22 protein-coding genes are annotated in these 19,504 nt (G+C 67.2%); 3 read left to right on the top strand and 19 right to left on the bottom strand.

The window, feature by feature from the left end:
* Window positions 1–85: 85 nt before the first annotated feature.
* The 5 genes from N536_RS0111460 to N536_RS0111440 form a co-directional block, all read right to left on the bottom strand.
* Entirely contained in the window at window positions 86–643 is a 558-nt protein-coding gene (locus N536_RS0111460) for an NADH-quinone oxidoreductase subunit B family protein (protein WP_029113741.1), read from the bottom strand.
* A gap of 4 nt (window positions 644–647) precedes the next feature.
* Window positions 648–1,022, bottom strand: a complete 375-nt coding sequence (locus N536_RS0111455; protein ID WP_029113740.1) for an NADH-quinone oxidoreductase subunit A — start codon at window positions 1,020–1,022, stop codon at window positions 648–650.
* Window positions 1,023–1,193: 171 nt separating this feature from the next.
* Window positions 1,194–1,589, bottom strand: coding sequence for a response regulator transcription factor (locus N536_RS0111450; protein ID WP_029113739.1), 396 nt, complete (start codon window positions 1,587–1,589; stop codon window positions 1,194–1,196).
* 10 nt (window positions 1,590–1,599) lie between these two features.
* Entirely contained in the window at window positions 1,600–2,142 is a 543-nt protein-coding gene (locus tag N536_RS0111445; RefSeq protein WP_029113738.1) for a YceI family protein, read from the bottom strand.
* Window positions 2,139–2,531: a nuclear transport factor 2 family protein gene (locus N536_RS0111440; protein WP_029113737.1), complete on the bottom strand. Its 393-nt coding sequence runs from the start codon at window positions 2,529–2,531 to the stop codon at window positions 2,139–2,141. The genes N536_RS0111445 and N536_RS0111440 overlap by 4 nt, the downstream gene beginning before the upstream one ends.
* 68 nt (window positions 2,532–2,599) lie before the next feature.
* Between N536_RS0111440 and N536_RS0111435 the strand changes: the two genes are divergently transcribed.
* Entirely contained in the window at window positions 2,600–3,226 is a 627-nt protein-coding gene (locus tag N536_RS0111435; RefSeq protein WP_029113736.1) for a class I SAM-dependent methyltransferase, read from the top strand.
* 4 nt (window positions 3,227–3,230) lie between these two features.
* Here the strand turns inward: N536_RS0111435 and N536_RS0111430 are convergent, their stop codons facing one another.
* The 10 genes from N536_RS0111430 to N536_RS0111385 form a co-directional block, all read right to left on the bottom strand.
* Window positions 3,231–3,596, bottom strand: coding sequence for a DUF6285 domain-containing protein (locus N536_RS0111430; protein ID WP_029113735.1), 366 nt, complete (start codon window positions 3,594–3,596; stop codon window positions 3,231–3,233).
* A complete protein-coding gene (locus N536_RS0111425) occupies window positions 3,593–4,570 on the bottom strand; it encodes a phosphotransferase family protein (RefSeq protein ID WP_029113734.1) in 978 nt (325 codons plus the stop codon). The genes N536_RS0111430 and N536_RS0111425 overlap by 4 nt, the downstream gene beginning before the upstream one ends.
* Complete coding sequence (locus N536_RS0111420) at window positions 4,567–5,811, bottom strand: acyl-CoA dehydrogenase family protein (protein ID WP_029113733.1); 1,245 nt, start codon at window positions 5,809–5,811, stop codon at window positions 4,567–4,569. The genes N536_RS0111425 and N536_RS0111420 overlap by 4 nt, the downstream gene beginning before the upstream one ends.
* Before the next feature lie 29 nt (window positions 5,812–5,840).
* Window positions 5,841–6,458, bottom strand: coding sequence for a TetR/AcrR family transcriptional regulator (locus N536_RS0111415; protein ID WP_029113732.1), 618 nt, complete (start codon window positions 6,456–6,458; stop codon window positions 5,841–5,843).
* A gap of 8 nt (window positions 6,459–6,466) precedes the next feature.
* Window positions 6,467–7,378 (bottom strand): hydroxymethylglutaryl-CoA lyase, encoded by a 912-nt coding sequence (locus N536_RS0111410; protein WP_029113731.1) that lies wholly within the window; start codon window positions 7,376–7,378, stop codon window positions 6,467–6,469.
* On the bottom strand, window positions 7,375–8,577 hold the full coding sequence (locus N536_RS0111405) for a CaiB/BaiF CoA-transferase family protein (protein ID WP_029113730.1): 1,203 nt from the start codon (window positions 8,575–8,577) through the stop codon (window positions 7,375–7,377). Before N536_RS0111405 ends, N536_RS0111410 begins: the two co-directional genes overlap by 4 nt.
* On the bottom strand, window positions 8,574–9,803 hold the full coding sequence (locus N536_RS0111400; protein ID WP_029113729.1) for a S9 family peptidase: 1,230 nt from the start codon (window positions 9,801–9,803) through the stop codon (window positions 8,574–8,576). The genes N536_RS0111405 and N536_RS0111400 overlap by 4 nt, the downstream gene beginning before the upstream one ends.
* Window positions 9,800–10,906, bottom strand: a complete 1,107-nt coding sequence (locus tag N536_RS0111395; RefSeq protein WP_029113728.1) for a homogentisate 1,2-dioxygenase — start codon at window positions 10,904–10,906, stop codon at window positions 9,800–9,802. The genes N536_RS0111400 and N536_RS0111395 overlap by 4 nt, the downstream gene beginning before the upstream one ends.
* Window positions 10,907–10,989: 83 nt before the next feature.
* Entirely contained in the window at window positions 10,990–12,153 is a 1,164-nt protein-coding gene (locus N536_RS0111390; protein WP_029113727.1) for an acyl-CoA dehydrogenase family protein, read from the bottom strand.
* Window positions 12,154–12,189: 36 nt separating this feature from the next.
* On the bottom strand, window positions 12,190–12,756 hold the full coding sequence (locus tag N536_RS0111385; protein ID WP_029113726.1) for a TetR/AcrR family transcriptional regulator: 567 nt from the start codon (window positions 12,754–12,756) through the stop codon (window positions 12,190–12,192).
* A 233-nt stretch (window positions 12,757–12,989) separates the two neighbouring features.
* Here N536_RS0111385 and N536_RS0111380 point away from each other — a divergent pair, with 233 nt between their 5' ends.
* Window positions 12,990–13,970, top strand: a complete 981-nt coding sequence (locus tag N536_RS0111380; RefSeq protein WP_029113725.1) for an esterase family protein — start codon at window positions 12,990–12,992, stop codon at window positions 13,968–13,970.
* 110 nt (window positions 13,971–14,080) lie between these two features.
* On the opposite strand, the gene N536_RS0111375 is transcribed toward N536_RS0111380, so the two are convergent.
* The 3 genes from N536_RS0111375 to hisN all read right to left on the bottom strand — a co-directional run bounded on the left by N536_RS0111375 (window position 14,081) and on the right by hisN (window position 17,596).
* Window positions 14,081–15,289 carry an acyl-CoA dehydrogenase family protein gene (locus N536_RS0111375; protein WP_029113724.1) on the bottom strand — a complete coding sequence of 403 codons (1,209 nt, stop codon included), beginning with the start codon at window positions 15,287–15,289 and terminating at the stop codon, window positions 14,081–14,083.
* A 34-nt stretch (window positions 15,290–15,323) separates the two neighbouring features.
* A complete protein-coding gene (locus tag N536_RS0111370; protein ID WP_029113723.1) occupies window positions 15,324–16,733 on the bottom strand; it encodes an acyl-CoA dehydrogenase family protein in 1,410 nt (469 codons plus the stop codon).
* A gap of 80 nt (window positions 16,734–16,813) precedes the next feature.
* Window positions 16,814–17,596, bottom strand: coding sequence for a histidinol-phosphatase (gene hisN / locus N536_RS0111365; protein WP_029113722.1), 783 nt, complete (start codon window positions 17,594–17,596; stop codon window positions 16,814–16,816).
* Between the two features lie 23 nt (window positions 17,597–17,619).
* On the opposite strand from hisN, the gene N536_RS0111360 reads away from it, so the two are divergent.
* Window positions 17,620–17,970 (top strand): hypothetical protein, encoded by a 351-nt coding sequence (locus N536_RS0111360; protein WP_029113721.1) that lies wholly within the window; start codon window positions 17,620–17,622, stop codon window positions 17,968–17,970.
* A gap of 54 nt (window positions 17,971–18,024) precedes the next feature.
* Here the strand turns inward: N536_RS0111360 and N536_RS0111355 are convergent, their stop codons facing one another.
* A complete protein-coding gene (locus tag N536_RS0111355) occupies window positions 18,025–19,389 on the bottom strand; it encodes an FAD-dependent oxidoreductase (RefSeq protein ID WP_029113720.1) in 1,365 nt (454 codons plus the stop codon).
* Between the last annotated feature and the right edge of the window lie 115 nt (window positions 19,390–19,504).

Below are 19,504 nucleotides of genomic sequence, written 5' to 3'. Positions count from 1 at the left end.
CCGGTGATCCCGAAGCTGCCGCGCCGCACCCCGATCACCTCCGAATCCGGTGACGCCGCAGCAGCGTTGGTGGTGTCGTCCTCGGTCATTTGCGGAGCAGTCCGGTGAACTCGATGGTCGGCCGCGATGCGAGTGCCGCGGCTTCGGCGGCGGCGATGGCCTCGGTGCGGTTGACGCCCAACGGCATTTCGGCGATCTTGTCGTGCAGTTTGAGGATGGCGTTGAGCAGCATCTCCGGTCGCGGTGGGCAGCCGGGCAGGTAGATGTCGACCGGGACGACGTGATCGACGCCTTGCACGATGGCGTAGTTGTTGAACATGCCGCCCGAGGAGGCGCAGACCCCCATCGCCAGAACCCATTTCGGCTCGGCCATCTGGTCATACACCTGCCGCAGCACCGGCGCCATCTTCTGGCTGACCCGGCCCGCCACGATCATCAGATCCGCCTGGCGCGGGGTGGCGGAGAAGCGTTCCATCCCGAAGCGGGCGATGTCGAAACGCGGTCCGGCCGTGGCCATCATCTCGATGGCACAACACGCCAACCCGAACGTGGCCGGCCACAACGACCCCTTGCGCACGTAGCCGGCGACCTTCTCCACCGTCGACAACAAGATGCCACCCGGCAACTGCTCCTCGAGACCCATCAGATCAATCCCAACTCAATCCGCCGCGCCGCCACACATACGCGTAGGCGACGAACACCGTCAGCATGAACAGCAGCATCTCCACCACCGCGAACAGGCCCAACGAATCGAACGCCACCGCCCACGGATACAAGAAGACGATCTCGATGTCGAACACGATGAACAACATCGCCGTCAGGTAGTACTTCACCGGAAACCGCTGGCCGGTGGTTTCGTGGCCGGGGGACCCCGGTGCCATGGGTTCGATCCCGCACTCGTAGGCCTCGAGTTTGGCCCGGTTGTAGCGCCGCGGCCCGATGACCGTGGCGATGACCACCGAGACCACCGCGAATGCGGCCGCGACGGCACCGAGCACCAGGATGGGTAGGTAAGCATTCATGCCGCGGCGCTGCTCCCTCGTTGGGCTGTCGATGTGAGCTAGCACACAGCTTAGTCACGTTAACGGTTGGCTCGACACCTTTTGGATAGGATCAAGTTTGATCACTGGCGGTCTGCTTCCTCGCCCGCGCACGACGCGAAGAGTGAACGGCCCCAGGTTATTTCGTGCTGGTTAGTGAACTGCGGGCCGCAACAGCGCCGCCACGGCCTCGCCCAGCCGGATCGGGTCGATCGGGTGGGACACGGCGGCCTCGGCACGCGACCACGATGCCAGCCACGCGTCGTCGGGACGCCCGGTCAGCACCAGGATCGGCGGGCAGTCGGCGACCTCGTCCTTGAGTTGTTTGGCCAGCCCCAAACCGCCGGTCGGCGTCGCCTCGCCGTCCAGGATCGCCAGGTCGATGCCACCCTCGTCGAGGTTCTTGATCACCACCGGTGCCGTCGCGACGTCCAGGTAGGTCAGTTCTGGCAGATCGGGGTGGACGCGCCTGCCGAGCGCCGAGCGGACCTGGTCGCGGGTGAGCGCGTTGTCGCTGTAGACCAGGATCCGCAGTGGCGAGTCGGGCACGCAGCCGATGCTACGGCGCGTCCCCGCTCGGCGGCGTGAATACGGCCTCACCTTCCAGGCGCGTGGTGTCCGGGATCATGCCGAGCATGTTGCCGTCGCAGCCGAATTCCTTGCGGTTGATCTCGGCGTGGGTGGTGATCTGCACGGCACCGTCGTCGAGCAGCCGCGCGGTCGCGGGCAGGTCGAGACGGCGCTCGATCTGCTTGACGGTGAGCGTGGCGTCGAGCCTGAGCGTGTCGCCCGTGACCGTCGCCCCATGCACCTGCAGGCTGATGGCGGGATGCTTCTCGACGTCGAAGAAGTCCGCCGAGCGCAGGTGCTCGTCGCGTTTCCCGATGCCGGTCGCCAGCGAGGCCGCGCCGATGCGCAGCTGGCCGGTGATCGTCTGGTCCGCGGTGACCTGCCCGGTGCCGTCGACGTCGCTGAACGTGCCCTTGACGGTGGCCAGGCCCCACATCGTCTTGGTCTTGAACGTCATCGTCGAACGGCCTGGATCGAGGGTCCACGTGGCGCCGGTCTTGGCGTTGGCGATGAGGTCGGATGCGGTGGTCATCTCGGGCTCCTCAGTAGTGCGGCCATGTCGGCCGGGTCGAAGTACTCGTCGATGCGGGTGATCAGGCCGTCCTCGACCATGATCACGATGCAGACCCGCAGGGTGATCGACGCGCCATTGATTGCGTCGGCGCGCAGAACGTGTTGTTGCACGAAACCGCCGTCGAAGAAACGTCGGTCCAGAACCTCGTAGCCGCGCCTGGTCGTGTTGTCGATGAACCAGCGAATCACCTTCAGCGCCCTCGCGCGATCATTGTCGCGCGCGTCGCCCGTGTGCCACACCTTGACGTCCTCGGCCCACATGCTCTCGATGGCCGCGGTGTCACTGCGTTCGATGGCCGCGAAGAGCCGGTTGGCCAGCTCTTCGCGTCGGTGGTCGACGATCGTCATGTCGCTCCTGTCCTTCGGTGATGTTAGACGGTTGACCTCAAGAGCAGTTCAGGTACGACAGTGGTCCCATGACGGAAACGACTCCCCAAAAGTCCCTGTTCGACGACGCCTACCGCGACGGCACGCCGCCATGGGTGATCGGTGAACCGCAACCCGCAGTCGTCGCCCTGGAGCGCGCGGGATGGGTGCGTGGGAAGGTACTCGACATCGGTTGTGGCGCCGGGGAACACACGATCCTGCTCACCCGCCTCGGCTACGACGTACTCGGTGTCGACTACGCCCCGCACGCCGTTGCCCGGGCGCGCGAGAACGCCGAAGCCCGTGGCGTGGATGCGCGCTTCGAGGTCGCGGACGCGATGGCGCTCGACGGACGGTACGACACCGTTCTGGACAGCGCCCTCTTCCACGTCTTCGACGACGCCGACCGGGCCAGATACGTCGACAGCCTGCGCGGGATCTGTCCTGCGGGTGCCCGCGTTCACGTGCTCGCGCTGTCCGACAAGGGCCGCGGATTCGGCCCGGAGGTCAGCGAGGCAACGATCCGCGACGCCTTCGCCGACGGTTGGGACCTCGAGGCGCTCGACGAGACGACGTACCGCGGCGTCGTGGGGGAGGCGCATGCCGAAGCGCTCGGGCTTCCCGTGGGGGCGCACGTCGACGAGCCCGCGTGGCTGGCGCGGGCCCGTCGACTCTGAGCGTTCACTCCCGCTCATAACCGGGGTGGGCGACGGCGAGTCGGTGGCGGACGAGCTCGCGCAGGCACGTGGTGACTTCGTCACGACGGTCGTCGAGGCCGCCCGCGCGGATGGCGGCCGCCAGCGTCGCTTCGTCGGCGAAGCCGAGCGTGGCCAGCGCGGCGCGGGGTGCTGCGGCGTCGGATTCGGACGTCAGTTCGCGTTCGACGGTGCGCAGGACGTTGGCGGCGACGCGGGCGTGGAAGTTGACCTGGCCTTCGTCGGCGAGCCGACCATTGGGCCCAGTGGCGTCCCGGACGTCGGACTCCAGGAACTCGGCGACGGCCGCGACGAGTTCGGCAGCGGTGGGCCGGTTGTGCAACCCGGTCACGAGGCTTGCTCCAAAAGCTGCAGCAGGTCGAACTCGGTCTCGCAGACCCGGCGGCCGATCGCGGCGAGTTCGACCGAGCGATTCTGCCCCGACAGGTGGCGGTGCGCCTGGTAGCGGCAGATGACACCCCACCGCAGCGTCGCGAGCACCAGCCACCACCGGAATGCGGTGCGGTCGACGGCCGCGCCGCCGGCCGCCTCGTAGGCGGCGAGGAAGTCGTCGATGCTGCCGAGCCCGCCCGCCCCGAGGTCACTGGCTGCGCCGAACCGCCATGCCCTGATGCAGAACCAGGCCAGGTCCTCGGCCGCCTCGCCGGTATGGGTGAGCTCCCAGTCGAGGACGGCGGCCAGGTTCGCCGGTGCCGCGTCGGTGTCGATGATGAGGTTGCCCATCCGGAAGTCGCCGTGCACCAGCACCCGCTGCGTCGGCGGGGGACGGTTCATCGCGAGCCAGCGGATGGTCCACTCGAATGTCGCAGTGGTATCGCCCATTTCGTCGAGCCACTCGCGCCAGGTGGCGAGCTGGTCCTGTGCGGGGATGTCGGCCTCGGTGAGGTCCGCACGGTGAATGGCGGCGAGCGCCGCTGCGCACTGCTCGAGCAGATGGATGCGATCGCCGGCGTCGAGCGCCCGCAGGATGCGGCGCGGGATCGTCTCGCCTGCGATGAAACCGCCGATCAGGAAGGGGGCGCCGAGCGCGGCGGTCGACTCCTCGGCGACGAGCACCTCGGGTACCGGAGCGCCCGCGACTGCCGCCAGCCTTTGCGCGCGCGCTTCGAGCAGCATGCCCGCGTGCACCTCGTCGGGCGGGCCGCTGCGCAGGATCAGCGCCCGCGACGCATCGCCGGTGACGGCGTCAAACGCCCAGGTGGCGCGGCTCGCGCCGCCGGTGAGCACCCGCAGGTTGGCGATCTGCACGTCACCGAGCGAGGGCCGCAACACCGCAGCCAGCGCGGAGGCGGGCGGCTCGATCACGTGGCAGACCGGCCGAACTTGAACATCCGCTGGGCCACCCGCCGGATCTGAATCTCTTCTGCTCCCTCCGTGATTCGGTAGCGGCGGTGATGCCGGTAGATGTGCTCGAACGGCGCGTGCCTGCTGTAGCCGACGCCGCCGTGGATCTGCATCGCCCGGTCGGCGGCGTCGCACACCAACCGGTTGGCGCGGTAGTTGGCCATCGACACCTTGTCGCTGACCTCCATGTGGTGATTCGAATCGAGGTGCGTGGCCGCGTAGTAGACCAGCAGGCGCACCATCTGTGCCTCGGTCTGCAGTTCGACGAGTGGCCATTGCACGGCCTGATTCACGGAAAGCGGCTTGCCGAAGACCTTGCGCTCCGAGGCGTATTCGACTGCGCGGTCGATGCAGTACTGGGCGGCGCCGAGACTGCTCGCTGCCTGCCGGATCCGGTTCTCGTGCAGGAACGTCTGGCCCACCTCGAGGCCGTGGTCGACCTCACCGAGTACGGCGTCGGCGGGCACCCGGACGTCGCGCAACTCCACTTCGCCGTGGTCGCTTGGCATGTTGAACGTCCACCAGTAGTACGGCACGGTGAAGCCGGGCGTGTCGGTGGGGACGAGGAAGGCGGTGATGCCGCGGGCCTGGCCCGGCTCACCCGAGGTGCGGGCGAAGATGAGGTCATGGGTGGCGCGGTGCACGCCGGTGTTCCAGCGCTTGTTGCCGTTGATCACCCAGTCGTCGCCGTCGCGGTCGGCCCGCGTCTCCAGCCAGGTGGCGTCCGAGCCGTGGTCCGGCTCCGAAAGGCCGAACGCCATCGACCGTTCGCCGGTGATCAGCGCGTCGCACCACTGGGCCTTCTGCTCGTCGGTGCCGAACCGGTCCATCATGATGACCTGTGGAAAATTGCCGACGATTGAGGACTCGTCCTGCAGGTCGTTGTGCAGGCCAAGGCCCCTGTGCGCCAGATGTTCCCGGATGACGGCCATGTCGAGGTTGCTGCCGTCGCGGCCGCCGAACTCCGTGGGCAGGCCATACCGCAGCCAGCCCGCCGCGTCGGCGCGGCGGCGCATCTCGTCGAGCAGGTCCTCCCACGCCCTGGCAGGGATGCCACCGTTCTCCAGGTCGGTGCGCGCGAATTCGCGGCGCCGGTCGAAGTACTGCATGTGCTCGGCTTCCAGCGGCTTGATCTCGGCGTCGATGAAGGCGTCCATCTCGGCCAGCACGCCCGGAAGGTGGTCCGGCAGGGCGAAATCCACGGTGATCCCTTTCTGGTGGTCCGACTCGGTCAGTACCCGTACAGCGTCTTCTTCCAAATCGTCGCCAGCGTTCGCACCGCATTCTCGTCGGTGGTGACCACACCGAAGGCGGCGGTGTCGGGCCGGAGGTAGACGGTGGTGAACCGCTCGAACAGCAGCGAGATGGCCAGGGCCGTGTGCTCGGGGTCGACGTCATGGGCGAACCCCTGCTCCTGGGCGCGCAGCACGGAGGCGCGCACGATGTCGATGCCGAACCGGCGAAACTCGTTCTGCAGGACGGCGAATCGTTGTTCGACGGCCGCCAGATTGTCCACGGCAACCATGATGCCGATGTTCTGCTTGAACATGTTCCAGTAACCGGTGACCGCGGCGACGAAGAACTCCGTGTCGTCGGGGGATTCGGGCAGGTGCACGAGCTGGCCCGCAGGGGCGACCACGTCGCGCAGGAAGGAGTCGGCCAGGACCGCGAGCAGATCTTCCTTGTCGGCGTAGTAGCGGTAGAACGCCGCGGGCGACCTGCCCGCAGCGGACGTGATGTCGGCGAGCGTGGTGCCGTGGAAACCCCGTTCGGCGAACAGCTTCCGTGCGGCCTGTTCGATGGCCTCACGGGTCTGGTGGCCCTTTGCGGTGAACGTCTCTCGAGGCACGGTGCCGCTCAACTCAGGATGCGATCACCGGCACGCAGCAGCGCGCTTGGCAGGTCGTGGCCGACGGCCTTACGGGCGACACCTGCGGCGTGAATCGCTGCTTGCAGGTCGACGTCCACGCCGATCCCGCTGTCGCGCAACAGGTACACCAGGTCCTCCGTGGCTATGTTTCCGCTGGCGCCAGGCGCGAACGGACAACCGCCCAGTCCGCCGACCGACGCATCCAGCCGCCTGACGCCTGCGACGACGGCGGCATAGGCACTGGCCAGCCCCGCGCCGCGGGTGTTGTGGAAGTGCGCGCCGAGCGGCAGGTCGCCGATCACCGGACGGAGACGGTCGATCAACGTCGTCACCCGGCGCGGCGTAGTGGTGCCGATGGTGTCGGCGATCGCCACCCGGTCGACGCCGATCTCGACGGCGGCCGTGGCGATGTCGACGACGCGCTGCGGGTCGGTGGGTCCGTCGAACGGGCAGTCCCACGCCGTGGCGATGATGACTTCGATGGTCGCGCCGTTCTCATGCGCGATGCGGGCGATGTCGGCGATCAGGTGGGTCGAGTCGGCGGTCGACCGCCCAACGTTGGCCTGGCTGTGCCCGTCGGCGGCGGACACCACGTATTCGATGGAGCCCATGCCCGCGGCGACGGCCCTGCCCGCCCCGCCCGGACCCGCGACTAGGGCGGAGAACTCGATGCCGTGCGCCTGACGCAACCGTGGCAGTTCGGCGGCGAGTGCTGCGGCGTCGGCCAGGGCGGGCACCTTGGACGGCGACACGAACGCCGTCGCCTCGATTTCGCGAACGCCGGTCGCCACCACGGCCTCGAGCAGTTCGAGCTTGGCCGCCAACGGAATCGGGTCCTCGATCTGCAGACCGTCGCGCAGACAGACCTCGCGAATCGTGACATGGTCGGGCAGGCTCATAGGATCCCCTCCGTCCGCAGTGCCTCGAGTTCCTCGGCGGGCCTGCCGAGCAGTTCGCCGTAGACCTCGAGGTTGTGCTGGCCGGGCTCGGCGGAGCCGGCGTTGCGGATGGTGCCCGGTGTCTCCGACAGCACGGGCACCACGCCGGGGCCCAATACGTTGCGCCCGATCCGCTCGTCCCAGTGGTCGGCGAGCATGCCGCGCGACCGCAGCTGCGGGTCGTCCACGACTTCGGCGACGGTGTTGATCGGCCCGCTGATCACGCCTGCCGCGCTCAGCGTCGAGATGACGTCTTCGGGCTGCCGCTCGGCGGCCCATGCCGCGATGATCTTGTCCAGTTCATCCTGATTGCGGCCGCGCGCAACGTGGTTGGCGAAGCGTTCGTCGGTCGCCAGCGCGGGCTGGTCCATTGCGCCGCACAGCCTGCGGAACACGGTGTCCTGATTGGCGGCGATCACCACCCAGCTGCCGTCGGCGGTTGGGTAGATGTTGGACGGGGCGATGCCCTCCAGCCGGGTGCCCGACGGCCCGCGTACCACGCCGCCGACGTCGTAGTCGGGGATGGTGGATTCCTGGATGGCCAAGCAGGATTCGGTGAGTGCGGCGTCGACGATCTGGCCCTCGCCGGTGACCGTGCGCCGGTACAGGGCGGCCAGCGCGCCCTGCACCGCGAACATGCCGGCAAGGCTGTCGCCCAGGGACAGTGCCAGCCGCGGGGGAGGACCACCGGGGAAGCCGTTCATGTAGCGCAGTCCGCTGGCGGCCTCGGCCACCGACGCATAGCCGGCCTTGTGGGCCTCCGGTCCGGTCTGCCCGTAGCCGGACACCCGAACCAGCACGATGCCCCGATTGCGTTCGCGGAGAACGTCGTAGCCGAGGTCCCACTTCTCCAGCGTGCCTGGCCGGAAGTTCTCCACGATGATGTCGGACTTCTCGACCAGGTCGAGGAAGAGTTCGCGCCCCTTGGCCTCGCGCAGGTTGAGTGTGGCGGCCTTCTTGTTCCTGGCGTGCACCGTCCAGAAGAAGTGGTGCCCGTCGAGCTCGGCCTGACCCCAGGTGCGCAGCGGGTCAGGGGAACCGGGCGGCTCGATCTTGATGACCTCGGCGCCCATGTCGCCGAGCAGACGCCCCGCGAACGGTCCCGAGATCAAGGTGCCTATCTCGATGACGCGGATTCCGTCCAGCGGCCCGGCGATCATAGTGTCGATTCCCCGGTCGCTTCGCTCTTGCCCTCCGGATCCGAAAACCCGTGCCGCTGCAGCCAATCCGTGCATACGCCGACGGCCTGGCGTAGGGCGCCGCGCTGGTCGGGTCCGGCGTAGTAGTGGTTGGCCCCGGGAATCTCGTGCATCTCCTTGTCGGGGTGTCCGATCGCCTCGAACAGCCGGTGGGTGTGGCTGGGCGTGCAGGCGTCGTCGGCGCGGTTGCCGATCACCAGGGCGGGCACGGCGATGTCGGGTCCCGCCTTGAGCGCGTCGCCGTTGGCGTCGTCGTAGCTCCATTGCGACAGCCAGCTGCGTAGCGTGCAGAATCGGGCCAGACCGACGGGACTGTTGTTCACCACCGCAGGATCACCCAGATAGCAGGTTCCCGGGGTGCGATCGTTCGGATCGACCGTCGGATCGAGCCAGCGCGGGTCGGCCATGGTGCCGTGCACCACGAACGCGAACTCGTCATCGGGCCGACCGGCCGCCCTCAGCTCGGCCAACTTCTCCTTGACCCACTTGGTGATTCGCCGGTTGCGGTCGATCTGAGCCTGGCGGTAGCGGGCGAGGAACTCAGCCGTGTACGGCGGCTGGTTGGGATTGGCGGGATCGTAGAGATCGAGTTCCGGATCGCGCTCGGACGGGTCGGCCTCGTCGAGGATGGAGGCGTCGAGCCACTCGGTCATGGTGCCGTGGCGGCTGATGTGGGCGGCCAGCAGCATGATGCCATCGGCGGGAATCAGCCCCAGCTTGGTCAGGTCAGGCCCGTCACCCGACGGGCTGGCGGTGACGGTCGGGTGCTGTGCCTGCTGTTGGTAGAACGCCGACAGTGATCCGCCGCCGCTCCAGCCGGCCAGCACCACCTTCTCGTAACCTAGTCGGTTCTTGGCGTCCTTGATGCACTCGCCGAGGTCTTCGACCACCTTCTCCATCAGCAGCGCGGAGTCGGTGCCGCGGAAGCGGCTGTTGCAGTAGATGACATGGTGGCCGGCGCGGGCCAGCCCGTTGATCATCGGCAGGTAGGCGCCCCCACCGATCGGGTGCATGAACACCAGCACGGTATCCGAAGGCTTGTCCTTCGGCTTGAGCAGATAGCTCTCCAGCACGACGAGTTCGGCGACGCCGCCGTACACGTCGCGGACTGCCGAGTTGTTTTGGTAGGCAACGAGATACGGGATACGGTCGTAGTCGTAGCGTACCGGCGCTTCGGTGGTCGTCACTGGTGCTGCCCCAGGTCGTTGGCCAGCACCTCGGCGGACGGAACGAGTCGGCGGCGGGTGTCGATCGCGATCACCGACCAGTCGACCTGAGAATACTCGTCGAACTTGCGCCGGGCCCGTTCACGCGCCTTCTCCGGCGCGCCGTGGTGAACGCCTTGCGGCGCATGCGAAATGAGGCCGGGCGGCATCGGGATGCCGTACAGCGTTCCGCCGTGGAAGAAGGCGATCTCGTCGTAGTCGACGTTGCGGTGATACCACGGCGTGCGCTCCGTGCCAGGCCTGCCCTCGGCGGGCTTGGGCAGGAAGTTCATCACGTAGACACCGGTGGCCTGCATGAACAGGTGCACCGTCGGAGGCAGGTGCACGCTGTCGGACGTCACGACGTTGTAGTCCTCGATGTTGAACGTGAACGCGAAGTTGTCGCCGCGCCAACCCTCGACGTCGAGCGGATGATGTTGGTAGTACAGCGAAGTGGGTCCACCATCGTGGATGAGCCGCACTTCGTACTCTCCGTTGGTCTGCGGGCCGTCGCCGTTGTCGATCGGCTCGGGCTCGGGTATGACGGCCTGTGACGGGTCGAACGGGAAGTGCCTGCCCAGCTGTCCGGCCGGCGGCACCCGGAACTCGTCACTGGCCTGGATCATCACCAGGGTCGACTCCGTGTCCGGCACCTGGCGGAACGTGCAGGCCTTCGGCATGTAGATCCAGTCGCCCTCGCGGTAGCGCAACGGACCGAACTCGGTCTCCAGCAGCCCGGATCCCTTGTGCACGAACGACAGTAGGTCACCGTCGACGTAGCGGACGAAGAACGGCATCGCCTCGCTGCGCCGGGAGAGCAGTACCTGGCAGTCGGCGTTGGAGAACATCAGCATGGGACCGCCGTGGGCGTCGGTCGCGTCGCTCGGCTTCAGCTCGCTGGACAGCACGTCGATGGGCCGCAGTGGTCCGCTGGCCCGATACGCGGTGGGGTCGTTGCGCCGATAGATGTTGGCTGTGCGGCCGGTGAATCCGCCGCGGCCGAGCTCGTCGTCCTTCAGCCCGTCGAGGTCGGCATGCAGGCGTCGCGGCGTCTTGCCCTTGCGCAGGTGAACGAAGGATTCCATGCCGCTCCAACTCGTCGTCGGTCAGAAATAAAGGTGAAGTCAGTTTTACTTTAAGGTGCAGTCGGGGATGCGTCAACGGGCTGTCAGACCATGGCGGTTCGCGGAACCTTCATGCCGAGTGTCAACGCGCCGGCCAGTTCCCTGCTGGTGTCGTAGTCGAACACGACGTGGCCGGAGATGACGTCGACGTCGCGCTTGAACCGTTGCAACGGATTGTCGAGGTGGTGCGCGCTCGCGCCGGACGCCTCCGACAGCGCGGCGATGACGGCCCGCGACTCGTGCACGATGTGTGCGGCGGCCAGCCGCGCGTCGCCGCGCATGGGGCGGGGCACGGGATCGCCTGTGGCAAGCAGAGTTTCGATCTCGCCGACGGTGTCGGCGAGCAGGCCGCGTAGGGCGCGTAGCCGCACGCGGGCCTGACCGAGGTGGGCTTGGGCGATGGGCTTGTCCTTCTGCATGACGCCCTCGTAGGCCAGCACCCGTTGCGCCAGGCGTTCGGCGTACAGCTCCGTGACGCGTTCGGCGCTGCCGAGTGCGGGCATTGCCGCGAGCAGGGCCAGTGCGGGCACCATCGGCCAGCGGTAGGTCGTGCAGTCGTGCAGCCCGGCACCGGGCGCCGTACCGCCGTAGATGTCGGTGACGCGCACCAAGCGGTAGTCGGGGACGAACGCCTCGGTGATCACCACGTCGTTGGAACCCGTGGCGCGCATGCCGTCGGTGTGCCAGACGTCCTCGACGGTGAAATCGGTCGCGGGCAGCAGTGCCAGGGCGGGGTAGATCCCGTCGTCGGGTCCACACAACGCGCCGACGATGATCCAGTTGCCGTCCATCACGCCAGTCGCCCACGACCACCGACCGCTCAGCCGTATCCCGCCGTCGGCCGGCAGGCCCCGTCCGGTCGGGGCGAGTGGTGCGGGTGCCAGGAATGGCCGCGTTCCGAATGCCTCCTCCTGAGCGCGCTCGCCGAACAGCGCCAGCATCCAGTTGTGCAAGGCATAGAAGCCGATGGTCCACGCGCTGGAGGTGCAGCCAGCGGCCATTCGGCGGACGGGGTCGAGGATCGCGGGGAAGTCGGCCTGCAGGCCGCCGTAGCGCCGGGGCACGAGCAGATCGGTGAAACCCGACGCGGTCAGATCGGCGACCGTGGCAGCGGGGAGGCGCCGAAGATCCTCGGCCTCGCGTGCGCGCTGCGCCAATCGGTCGACGAACTCGTCGGTGATCCCGTACGTCGCATCCAGGGTGTGCATGCGCCAGAACGCTACCATACCTTTTAGTATGGAAACTTACTCGGCGAGCATGAGCTCCAGGAACCGCTCGGCGCGGGCGGCGTCCCTGTCGTCCGGTGTGGCGCCGGAGAGATGCAGGAAGCCGATACCGGCCGCGAAGGTGGCGTTGGCGCGTACGTCGGCCTCCTCGCCCTCGAACCCGTAGTCCAAGAAGGCCTGCCGCACGGCCCGCAGGAGGCGGCGGTCGGCGGCCCGAACACTGGTCGCCACCGATTCGTCGGAGCGGGCCCATTCGCGCATTGCACGCTCCAGCGTCCAGTGCCTGGGGCTGACCAGCGACGTCATCATCTTCGACAGGCGTTCACGCGGCGGTACGTCGCCCATTTCGTCGATGTGGCGGCGATCCTCGTCGCGCAATTCGCCCCAAGCCCCGATCAGCGCCGCGCGATAGCTGGCCATGCCGTCGAAGTGCCAATAGAAGCTGCCCTTGGTGACGCCAAGCCGGTCGCATAGGCGGTCGATCTTCAGCGCCTTTATGCCCTCTGCGGCGAGAATGGCATAACCCGCCTGGACCCAGTCGTCCACCGACAACCTGTTGCCGGAGGCGCCGTGCGTACTCGCCATGAGCGGCAGCCTACGGCCGTCGACTTCGTCACTTCTGACGCCGCGAAACACTCCCCAGGGTTTCTCGCGGCGCTGGGATCATGTTTTACTGCCTACTTACAAGTAAACACTCTGGTCCGTCCAAGCTTTGGGCGGGCGCGGCCGCGGATAACGACGTCGGGCCGCTCGTGCGGCCATTTGGCCGTGGATTTGGAAGAGTTACGCGGTAACCGCAAACGGAATGGATCTCGTAGATGTTCGTTGACAGAATTCGCGGCCGCTGGGCGCGCCGCTTGCTCGGTGCGACCATGGCGGCGCTGGTGCTGCCCGGAATGGTCGGCCTAGCTGGTGGCACCGGGACCGCGGGGGCGTTCTCACGCCCCGGTCTGCCGGTCGAGTATCTGATGGTGCCCTCACCCTCCATGGGCAAGGACATCAAGGTCCAGTTCCAGAGCGGTGGGCCCAACTCTCCCGCGGTGTACCTGCTCGACGGCCTGCGTGCGCAGGACGACTTCAACGGCTGGGACATCAACACCCAGGCGTTCGAGTGGTATCTCGACTCCGGGCTGTCGGTCATCATGCCGGTCGGTGGCCAGTCCAGCTTCTACGCCGACTGGTACTCGCCGGCCACCAACAAGGCGGGCCCGCCCCTGACGTACAAGTGGGAGACGTTCCTCACCTCGGAACTGCCCGGCTACCTGTCGTCGGAGAAGCAGGTGAAGCCGACCGGCAGCGCCGCGGTCGGGCTGTCGATGGCCGGATCTGCGTCGATGATCTTGTCGGTCTACCACCCGCAGCAGTTCATCTACGCCGCCTCGCTGTCGGGCTTCCTGAACCCGTCCGAGGGTTCGTGGCCCTTCTTGATCAACATTTCGATGGGCGACGCCGGTGGCTTCAAGGCCAATGACATGTGGGGTCCCACCGAAGACCCCAACAGCGGCTGGAAGCGCAACGACCCGATGCTTCAGATCCCGACGCTCGTCGCGAACAACACCCGCCTCTGGGTCTACTGCGGCAACGGTCAACCCAGCGAGTTGGGTGGCGGCGACGTGCCTGCCAAGTTCCTCGAGGGCCTGACCATCCGCACCAACCGGACCTTCCAGGACAACTACATCGCGGCCGGCGGCAAGAACGGCGTGTTCAACTTCCCGGACAGCGGCACGCACAACTGGGCGTACTGGGGTCAGCAGCTGCAGCAGATGAAGCCCGACCTGCAGCGCGTCCTCATCGGCTGAGCGTCAAAACCCGCTAGCGACTCGAACCACGGCGCGGCCGGAGTACGCTCCGGCCGCGCCGTGGTCGATAACGTTCGGTACGTCCTTCACGTCGACGTCATGGCCCCGTGCTACTTCAGTTCGGCCGACGACAAGCCCAACAGCCGGCGTGCGACCACGAGCTGCTGGATCTGCTGCGTGCCCTCGAAGATGTCGAGGATCTTCGAGTCGCGTGCCCACTTCTCCAGCAGCGTTTCCTCGGAATAGCCTGCGGTTCCGGCAAGCTCGACCGTCTTGAGGGTGATGTCGCTGGCGACCCTTGCGGACTTGGCCTTGCCCATCGAGGCTTCCTTGGAGTTCGGGATCTTGTTGTCGGCTTGCCAGGCCGACCGCAGCGTCAGCAGGTAGCCCGACTCCCAATCGGCTTCCATGCGCAGGAACTCTGCGGCGGCCGCGCTCTGGGCGTGGGCCGGCTTGTCGTACGAGATCTCGACACCCGCCTCGGTGAGGATGGTCCGCAGTTCCTCGAGTGCGGCGCGGCCGATGCCGACGGCCATCGCCGCCACGATGGGCCGCGTGTTGTCGAAGGTCTCCATGACGCCGGCAAAACCCTTGTCGGCGTGGATGTCCGGGTCGCCGAGCAGATTGTCCTTCGGGATGCGCGCATTGTCGAAGCGGATCACGGCCGTGTCGGACGCCTTGATGCCGAGCTTGTGCTCGAGCCGCTCGACCGTCACGCCGGGGTGTTCGCGCGGGACGATGAACGACTTGATCGCCGCGCGGCCCTTCGACTTGTCCAGCGTCGCCCACACCACGATGTGGCTGGCACGCGAACCCGCCGTGACGAAGATCTTCTCGCCGTTGATCACGTACTCGTCACCGTCGAGTTTTGCCGTCGTCGACACCGCGGCCGAGTCGGAGCCAAAACTGTTCTCGGTGATGGCCATTGCGGCCCACACCTTGCCGAGGCGCTCGAGTTGCTCGTCGGTCGCCACGCCCGAGATCGCGGCGTTGCCCAGCCCCTGGAAGGGGATCGACAGCATGAGCGCGACGTCGCCCCAGCTGACCTCGACCACGTTGAGCACCGCGGACATGTTGCCGCCGTTGACGTTACCCTTCGGGCCCTCGCTGTCGCGAAACGCCTCGGCGCCGGCGAACGAGATGGTGTTCGCCTCGGAGATGCCCTCGAACAACGTGGCCAGGGTATCGAGCTCGACGGGGTAGGCGTGCTCGGCGATGTCGTACTTGCGGGAGATGGGACGCAGCATCTCGGCGGCCCCCTGATGCCCCTTCTCGACGACGGCCCGTAGCTTCTTCGGTAGTTCCAGATTGATTGCCATGTCAGGTTTTCCGTTCTTCTTCGTCGAAGGACCGCTACAGGACCACGACACCCTCGGCGACGCCGATGGCCCGCAGATCGCGGTACCAGCGTTCGACCGGGTGTTCCTTGGTGAATCCGTGACCGCCGAGCAGTTGCACGCCGTCGAGGCCGATCTGCATGCCCTTGTCGGTGCCGATCCGCTTGGCCAGCGCGGCTTCACGGGCGAACGAGAGCCCCTGCTCGGCACGCGCTGCGCCGCGCCAGGTGATCAGCCGAAGGCCGTCCAGTTCGATGGCGATGTTGGCGCACATGAACGCGACGGACTGGCGATGGGCCACCGGCTCACCAAAAGCATGGCGCTCCTTGACGTAGGGCACCACGTAGTCGAGTACCGCGTGCGAGGTGCCGACCGCGAGCGCCGCCCAGCCGAGCCGGGACAAGGCGATGGCCTCCGAATAGTTCGCGGCGAGTTCGGCGGCATCGGCATCCTCGTCGCCGAGCCGGTTGTGGAGCGGCACCGCGACGTTGTCGAGTTCGATGCGGCCGAGCGCCGCGGCGCGGATGCCCATGCTCGGGTCGGGCGTCACGGTGAGACCCACCGAGGCCGACTCGACGATGAACAGCCTTGGCTTGCCGTTCAATTGGGCGGCGACGATGAACAGTTCGGCGTCTGCTGCGGCCGGTACCAGCGACTTGACTCCGGACAGCCGGTAGCCGCTCGGCGTGCGCACTGCGGTGGTCTTCAGCGCGGTGGGGTCGAAGAGCGCGTGCGGCTCGGCGATCACCACACAGGCCTGCGGAACGTTCTCGCCGGCGAACTCGGACAGGTAGGTGGCTTGCTGCTCGGCGCTGCCCCAGTGGGTGAGTGCCGATGCGACGCCGCCGGGGGCCAGGATCGGCAGGGCCAACCCCATGTCGCCGTACGCGAGCGCCTCGGCCACCAGGGCGTTGGTCACCGTGCTGCGCTGAGCGGCGATGCCGTCGAAGTCCTCGGGAACGTTGATGGCGGTGACGCCGAGTTCGGCTGCCTTCGCGATCAGATCCTTCGGATACGTGGCGGCGGCGTCGGCGTCGTGGGCAGCGGGCCGAAGGATTTCCGCGGCGAACTCGTCGACTGTCTCGACGATCATCTTCTGGTCGTCATCGGGGGTGAGGTCGAAGTAGTCGGCGCCGCTGGGCTTGAGCCGGGTGGCCGGCTTGCCGAGACGCTGGACGCGCTTGAACTGACGCGTGGACGCGCCGGCGGCCGAGAACGCCGTCTTCACGCCGTATCGCAGGCCGCGGTTGAGCGGGTCGCGCAGGTTGTAGCGGTCCAGGAACTCCTGGCCGACGATCGGGGTGATCAGCGCCAGCCCGATGTCAGTTGCGGTTCGCTTGTGCCGCTGCAGACCGACGGCGCTCTCCGATCCGGTGCGTGTGGTGCGCTGCTTCGTGCCGTTCTTGGCCGGCAGGGTGTTGGTCATGTGTGCAGCCTCGCGTCGATGGGGCAGTGCTATGACCGTATCTTACTCCTGAGTAAGGTCCGCCGATCTTGTTAAGAAGGTCACAACCCAGTCAGTCTGCTGACCACGTCGTCGTGCAACGGACCGTTGGTCGCCACCGCACTTCCACCGTGCGGGCCGGGGGAGCCCTCGACGTTGGTGAACGACCCACCCGCCTCACGCACCAGCACGTCGAGTGGGGCGAGGTCCCACAGCTTCACTTCGGGTTCGACGGCGATGTCGATCGCGCCCTCTGCCACCAGGCAGTAGGACCAGAAGTCGCCGTAACCGCGCACCCGCCACACGGCGTCGGTGAGGTCGAGGAAGCGTGCCCGACGGTCACCCCAGCCGGTGGTGAGATCGGAGAAGGACAGACTGGCCGACTCGAGGTCGCTGACGCGGGAGACGGAGATGGCACGGGTGCCGCCGCGGAACGTCGTGAAGGCTCCCTCGCCGGTGCCCGCCCACCACCTCCGTTGCATCGCGGGGGCGCTCACCACGCCGACCACCGGCACGCCGTCCTGCAGCAGGGCGATCAACGTCGCCCACACCGGCACGCCACGCACGAAGTTCTTGGTGCCGTCGATCGGATCGAGGACCCACTGCCTGCCCTCGAAGGTCGCGGTGCCGCCGAACTCCTCGCCGAAAACGGTGTCGTCCGGCCGATGTTCGGCAAGCAGGCCGCGCAGCAGTTCTTCGGTGGACCGGTCGGCATCGGTGACCGGGGTCAGGTCCGGTTTGGTCTCGATCTGAAGGTCCAGTGCGCCGAACCGGTCCAACGTCAAGGCGTCGGCGTGATCGGCCAGTTCCAGGGCGAGTGCGAGGTCATCCGCGCGGGTACTCATGGCAGCAGTCCTACCATGGCGGTGTGTGGGAATTCGCTGTGCTCTTACTGCTGCTCGGTGCGATCGCTTTGGTGGTGGTGCCGCGCATGCGCAAGGGCGGCCCACGGGGCGAGCTGATGCACGGCACGCTGCTGCTCACGGGCGTCAGTCCGCGCCCGGATGCCGAGGGTGAACAGTTCGTCACCATCACCGGCGTCATCAATGGACCGACCGTCAACGAGCACGTCGTCTATCAACGAATGGCCGTGCCCGTCACCCAGTGGCCGTCGATGGGCCAGCTGATGCCCGTCGTCTACTCGCCGAAGAACCCGGACAACTGGGCCTTCGCGCCGCCGGAACCACCGCCGACGTATGAGGCGCCCCCGACGTATTAGGCGGTGCGATTAGCCCTGACTCGCGCAATCCCCGCGCGCGACTGAAGCCAAGCCTCAGCCGTGGCTGATCCGCAGCAGGTCGGCCACGCTCGTCAGCTTCACCCGCGGGCGCCCGAGCGCCTGCCCGGCCGAACGCTCGTGGTCGTCGATCAGCTTCCAATGATCGTCGGTGACCAATTTGGGTTGGCGCGACACCAGCCATTCGACGAGCTCGTCGGCATGCTGCGGCCCGAAGTCCGCCAACTGCGCCCCGTCGAGCTCGGCGATCAACGTGTTCACGGTTTCCTGCGAGTCCTTCTTATTACTGCCGATCACTCCCGACGGGCCACGTTTGATCCACCCGACCACGTATTCGTTGCGTCTGCCCTCGACCTTGCCGTCGGTGTGCGGAATGGTCCCCGCGCGCTCGTCGAACGGCAAACCCGGGGTCGGCACCCCGCGGTACCCGACGGCGCGAACAACGAGCTGAGCGGGCAGCTCCTCGCGTTCGCCGCTGTCCTTGGCGACCACTCTGCCGCCGTCGTCGACGAGCTCGTTGCGGCCAAGCACGATCGATTCCACTCGGCCGTCGCCCTTGATCTCGATCGGCGAGGTGCGGAACCGGAAGACGATGCGACGCGCGGCACCGCGGGGTTCCCGTCCGGCGTATCCGCGCAGCACCTTCACGTTCAGCTTGACCGTCTTGCCCGCCGCTTCGAGGTCGGCGTCGGTGATGTCGGCGAGATCGGCGGGGTCGACGATCACGTCGACGTCGGCCATCGCCTCGAGATCGCCCAGCTCGCGCAACTCCAACGTGGTGAAGGTGGCTTGCAGCGGCCCCCGGCGCCCGATGATGACGACCTCCTCGACGCCGCGGGCGTGCAAGGAGTCCAGTGCGTGTCCGGCAATGTCGGTGGATGCCAACATGTCCGGGTCGCTGACCAGGATGCGCGCCACGTCCAGTGCGACGTTGCCGTTGCCGACCACGATGGCCCGGCCGCTCGACAGATCCGGCGTCATCTCCTCGAAGTGCGGATGCGCGTTGTACCAACCGACGAAGTCGACTGCCGCCACGCTTCCCGTCAAGTCCTCACCCGGAATGTTCAGCGGCCGGTCGGACTGCGCACCGACCGCGTAGATCACCGCGTCGTAGCGTTCGGCGAGTTCATCGGCCTGCACGTGCTGACCCACGGCGATGTTGCCGAAGAAGCGAAACCGGGGATCGGCGGCCGTCTTCTCGAACTGCGCGCTGATGGTCTTGATCTTGGGGTGGTCGGGAGCGACGCCGGAGCGCACCAGACCCCACGGGGTCGGCAACATCTCCAGCATGTCGACGCGCACGTCGGCGTCGTCGGTCGAGTCGGCGAACTTCAGCAGCGACGCCGCGGCAAAGTAACCCGAAGGTCCGGAGCCGACGATCGCCACGTGGTAAGGGCGCATGCTTCAGCTTTCTGTAAGCCGTCTGTCTCGTACCGGCGCGCGCAAGGGGCTGTCGCGACGTCGCCGGGGTGGTTACAAGCCGATGCTAAACCGGATGAGCCCTTCCAGGGGGGAA

The sequence above is a fragment of the Mycobacterium sp. URHB0044 genome (assembly GCF_000620625.1).
Classification (GTDB): Bacteria; Actinomycetota; Actinomycetes; order Mycobacteriales; family Mycobacteriaceae; genus Mycobacterium.
Note: the sequence above shows the minus strand (reverse complement) of the source record. Positions and strands in the feature narration are given on the sequence as shown.

Excerpts from the sequence above, each read along its gene's own strand:
- N536_RS0111460 (WP_029113741.1), bottom strand. The coding sequence starts at position 643 with ATGGGTCTCGAGGAGCAGTTGCCGGGTGGCATCTTGTTGTCGACGGTG.
- N536_RS0111455 (WP_029113740.1), bottom strand. The coding sequence starts at position 1,022 with ATGAATGCTTACCTACCCATCCTGGTGCTCGGTGCCGTCGCGGCCGCA.
- N536_RS0111445 (WP_029113738.1), bottom strand. The coding sequence starts at position 2,142 with ATGACCACCGCATCCGACCTCATCGCCAACGCCAAGACCGGCGCCACG.
- N536_RS0111440 (WP_029113737.1), bottom strand. The coding sequence starts at position 2,531 with ATGACGATCGTCGACCACCGACGCGAAGAGCTGGCCAACCGGCTCTTC.
- N536_RS0111435 (WP_029113736.1), top strand. The coding sequence starts at position 2,600 with ATGACGGAAACGACTCCCCAAAAGTCCCTGTTCGACGACGCCTACCGC.
- N536_RS0111410 (WP_029113731.1), bottom strand. The coding sequence starts at position 7,378 with ATGAGCCTGCCCGACCATGTCACGATTCGCGAGGTCTGTCTGCGCGAC.
- N536_RS0111405 (WP_029113730.1), bottom strand. The coding sequence starts at position 8,577 with ATGATCGCCGGGCCGCTGGACGGAATCCGCGTCATCGAGATAGGCACC.
- N536_RS0111395 (WP_029113728.1), bottom strand. The coding sequence starts at position 10,906 with ATGGAATCCTTCGTTCACCTGCGCAAGGGCAAGACGCCGCGACGCCTG.
- N536_RS0111390 (WP_029113727.1), bottom strand. The coding sequence starts at position 12,153 with ATGCACACCCTGGATGCGACGTACGGGATCACCGACGAGTTCGTCGAC.
- N536_RS0111385 (WP_029113726.1), bottom strand. The coding sequence starts at position 12,756 with ATGGCGAGTACGCACGGCGCCTCCGGCAACAGGTTGTCGGTGGACGAC.
- N536_RS0111380 (WP_029113725.1), top strand. The coding sequence starts at position 12,990 with ATGTTCGTTGACAGAATTCGCGGCCGCTGGGCGCGCCGCTTGCTCGGT.
- N536_RS0111375 (WP_029113724.1), bottom strand. The coding sequence starts at position 15,289 with ATGGCAATCAATCTGGAACTACCGAAGAAGCTACGGGCCGTCGTCGAG.
- N536_RS0111370 (WP_029113723.1), bottom strand. The coding sequence starts at position 16,733 with ATGACCAACACCCTGCCGGCCAAGAACGGCACGAAGCAGCGCACCACA.
- hisN (WP_029113722.1), bottom strand. The coding sequence starts at position 17,596 with ATGAGTACCCGCGCGGATGACCTCGCACTCGCCCTGGAACTGGCCGAT.
- N536_RS0111355 (WP_029113720.1), bottom strand. The coding sequence starts at position 19,389 with ATGCGCCCTTACCACGTGGCGATCGTCGGCTCCGGACCTTCGGGTTAC.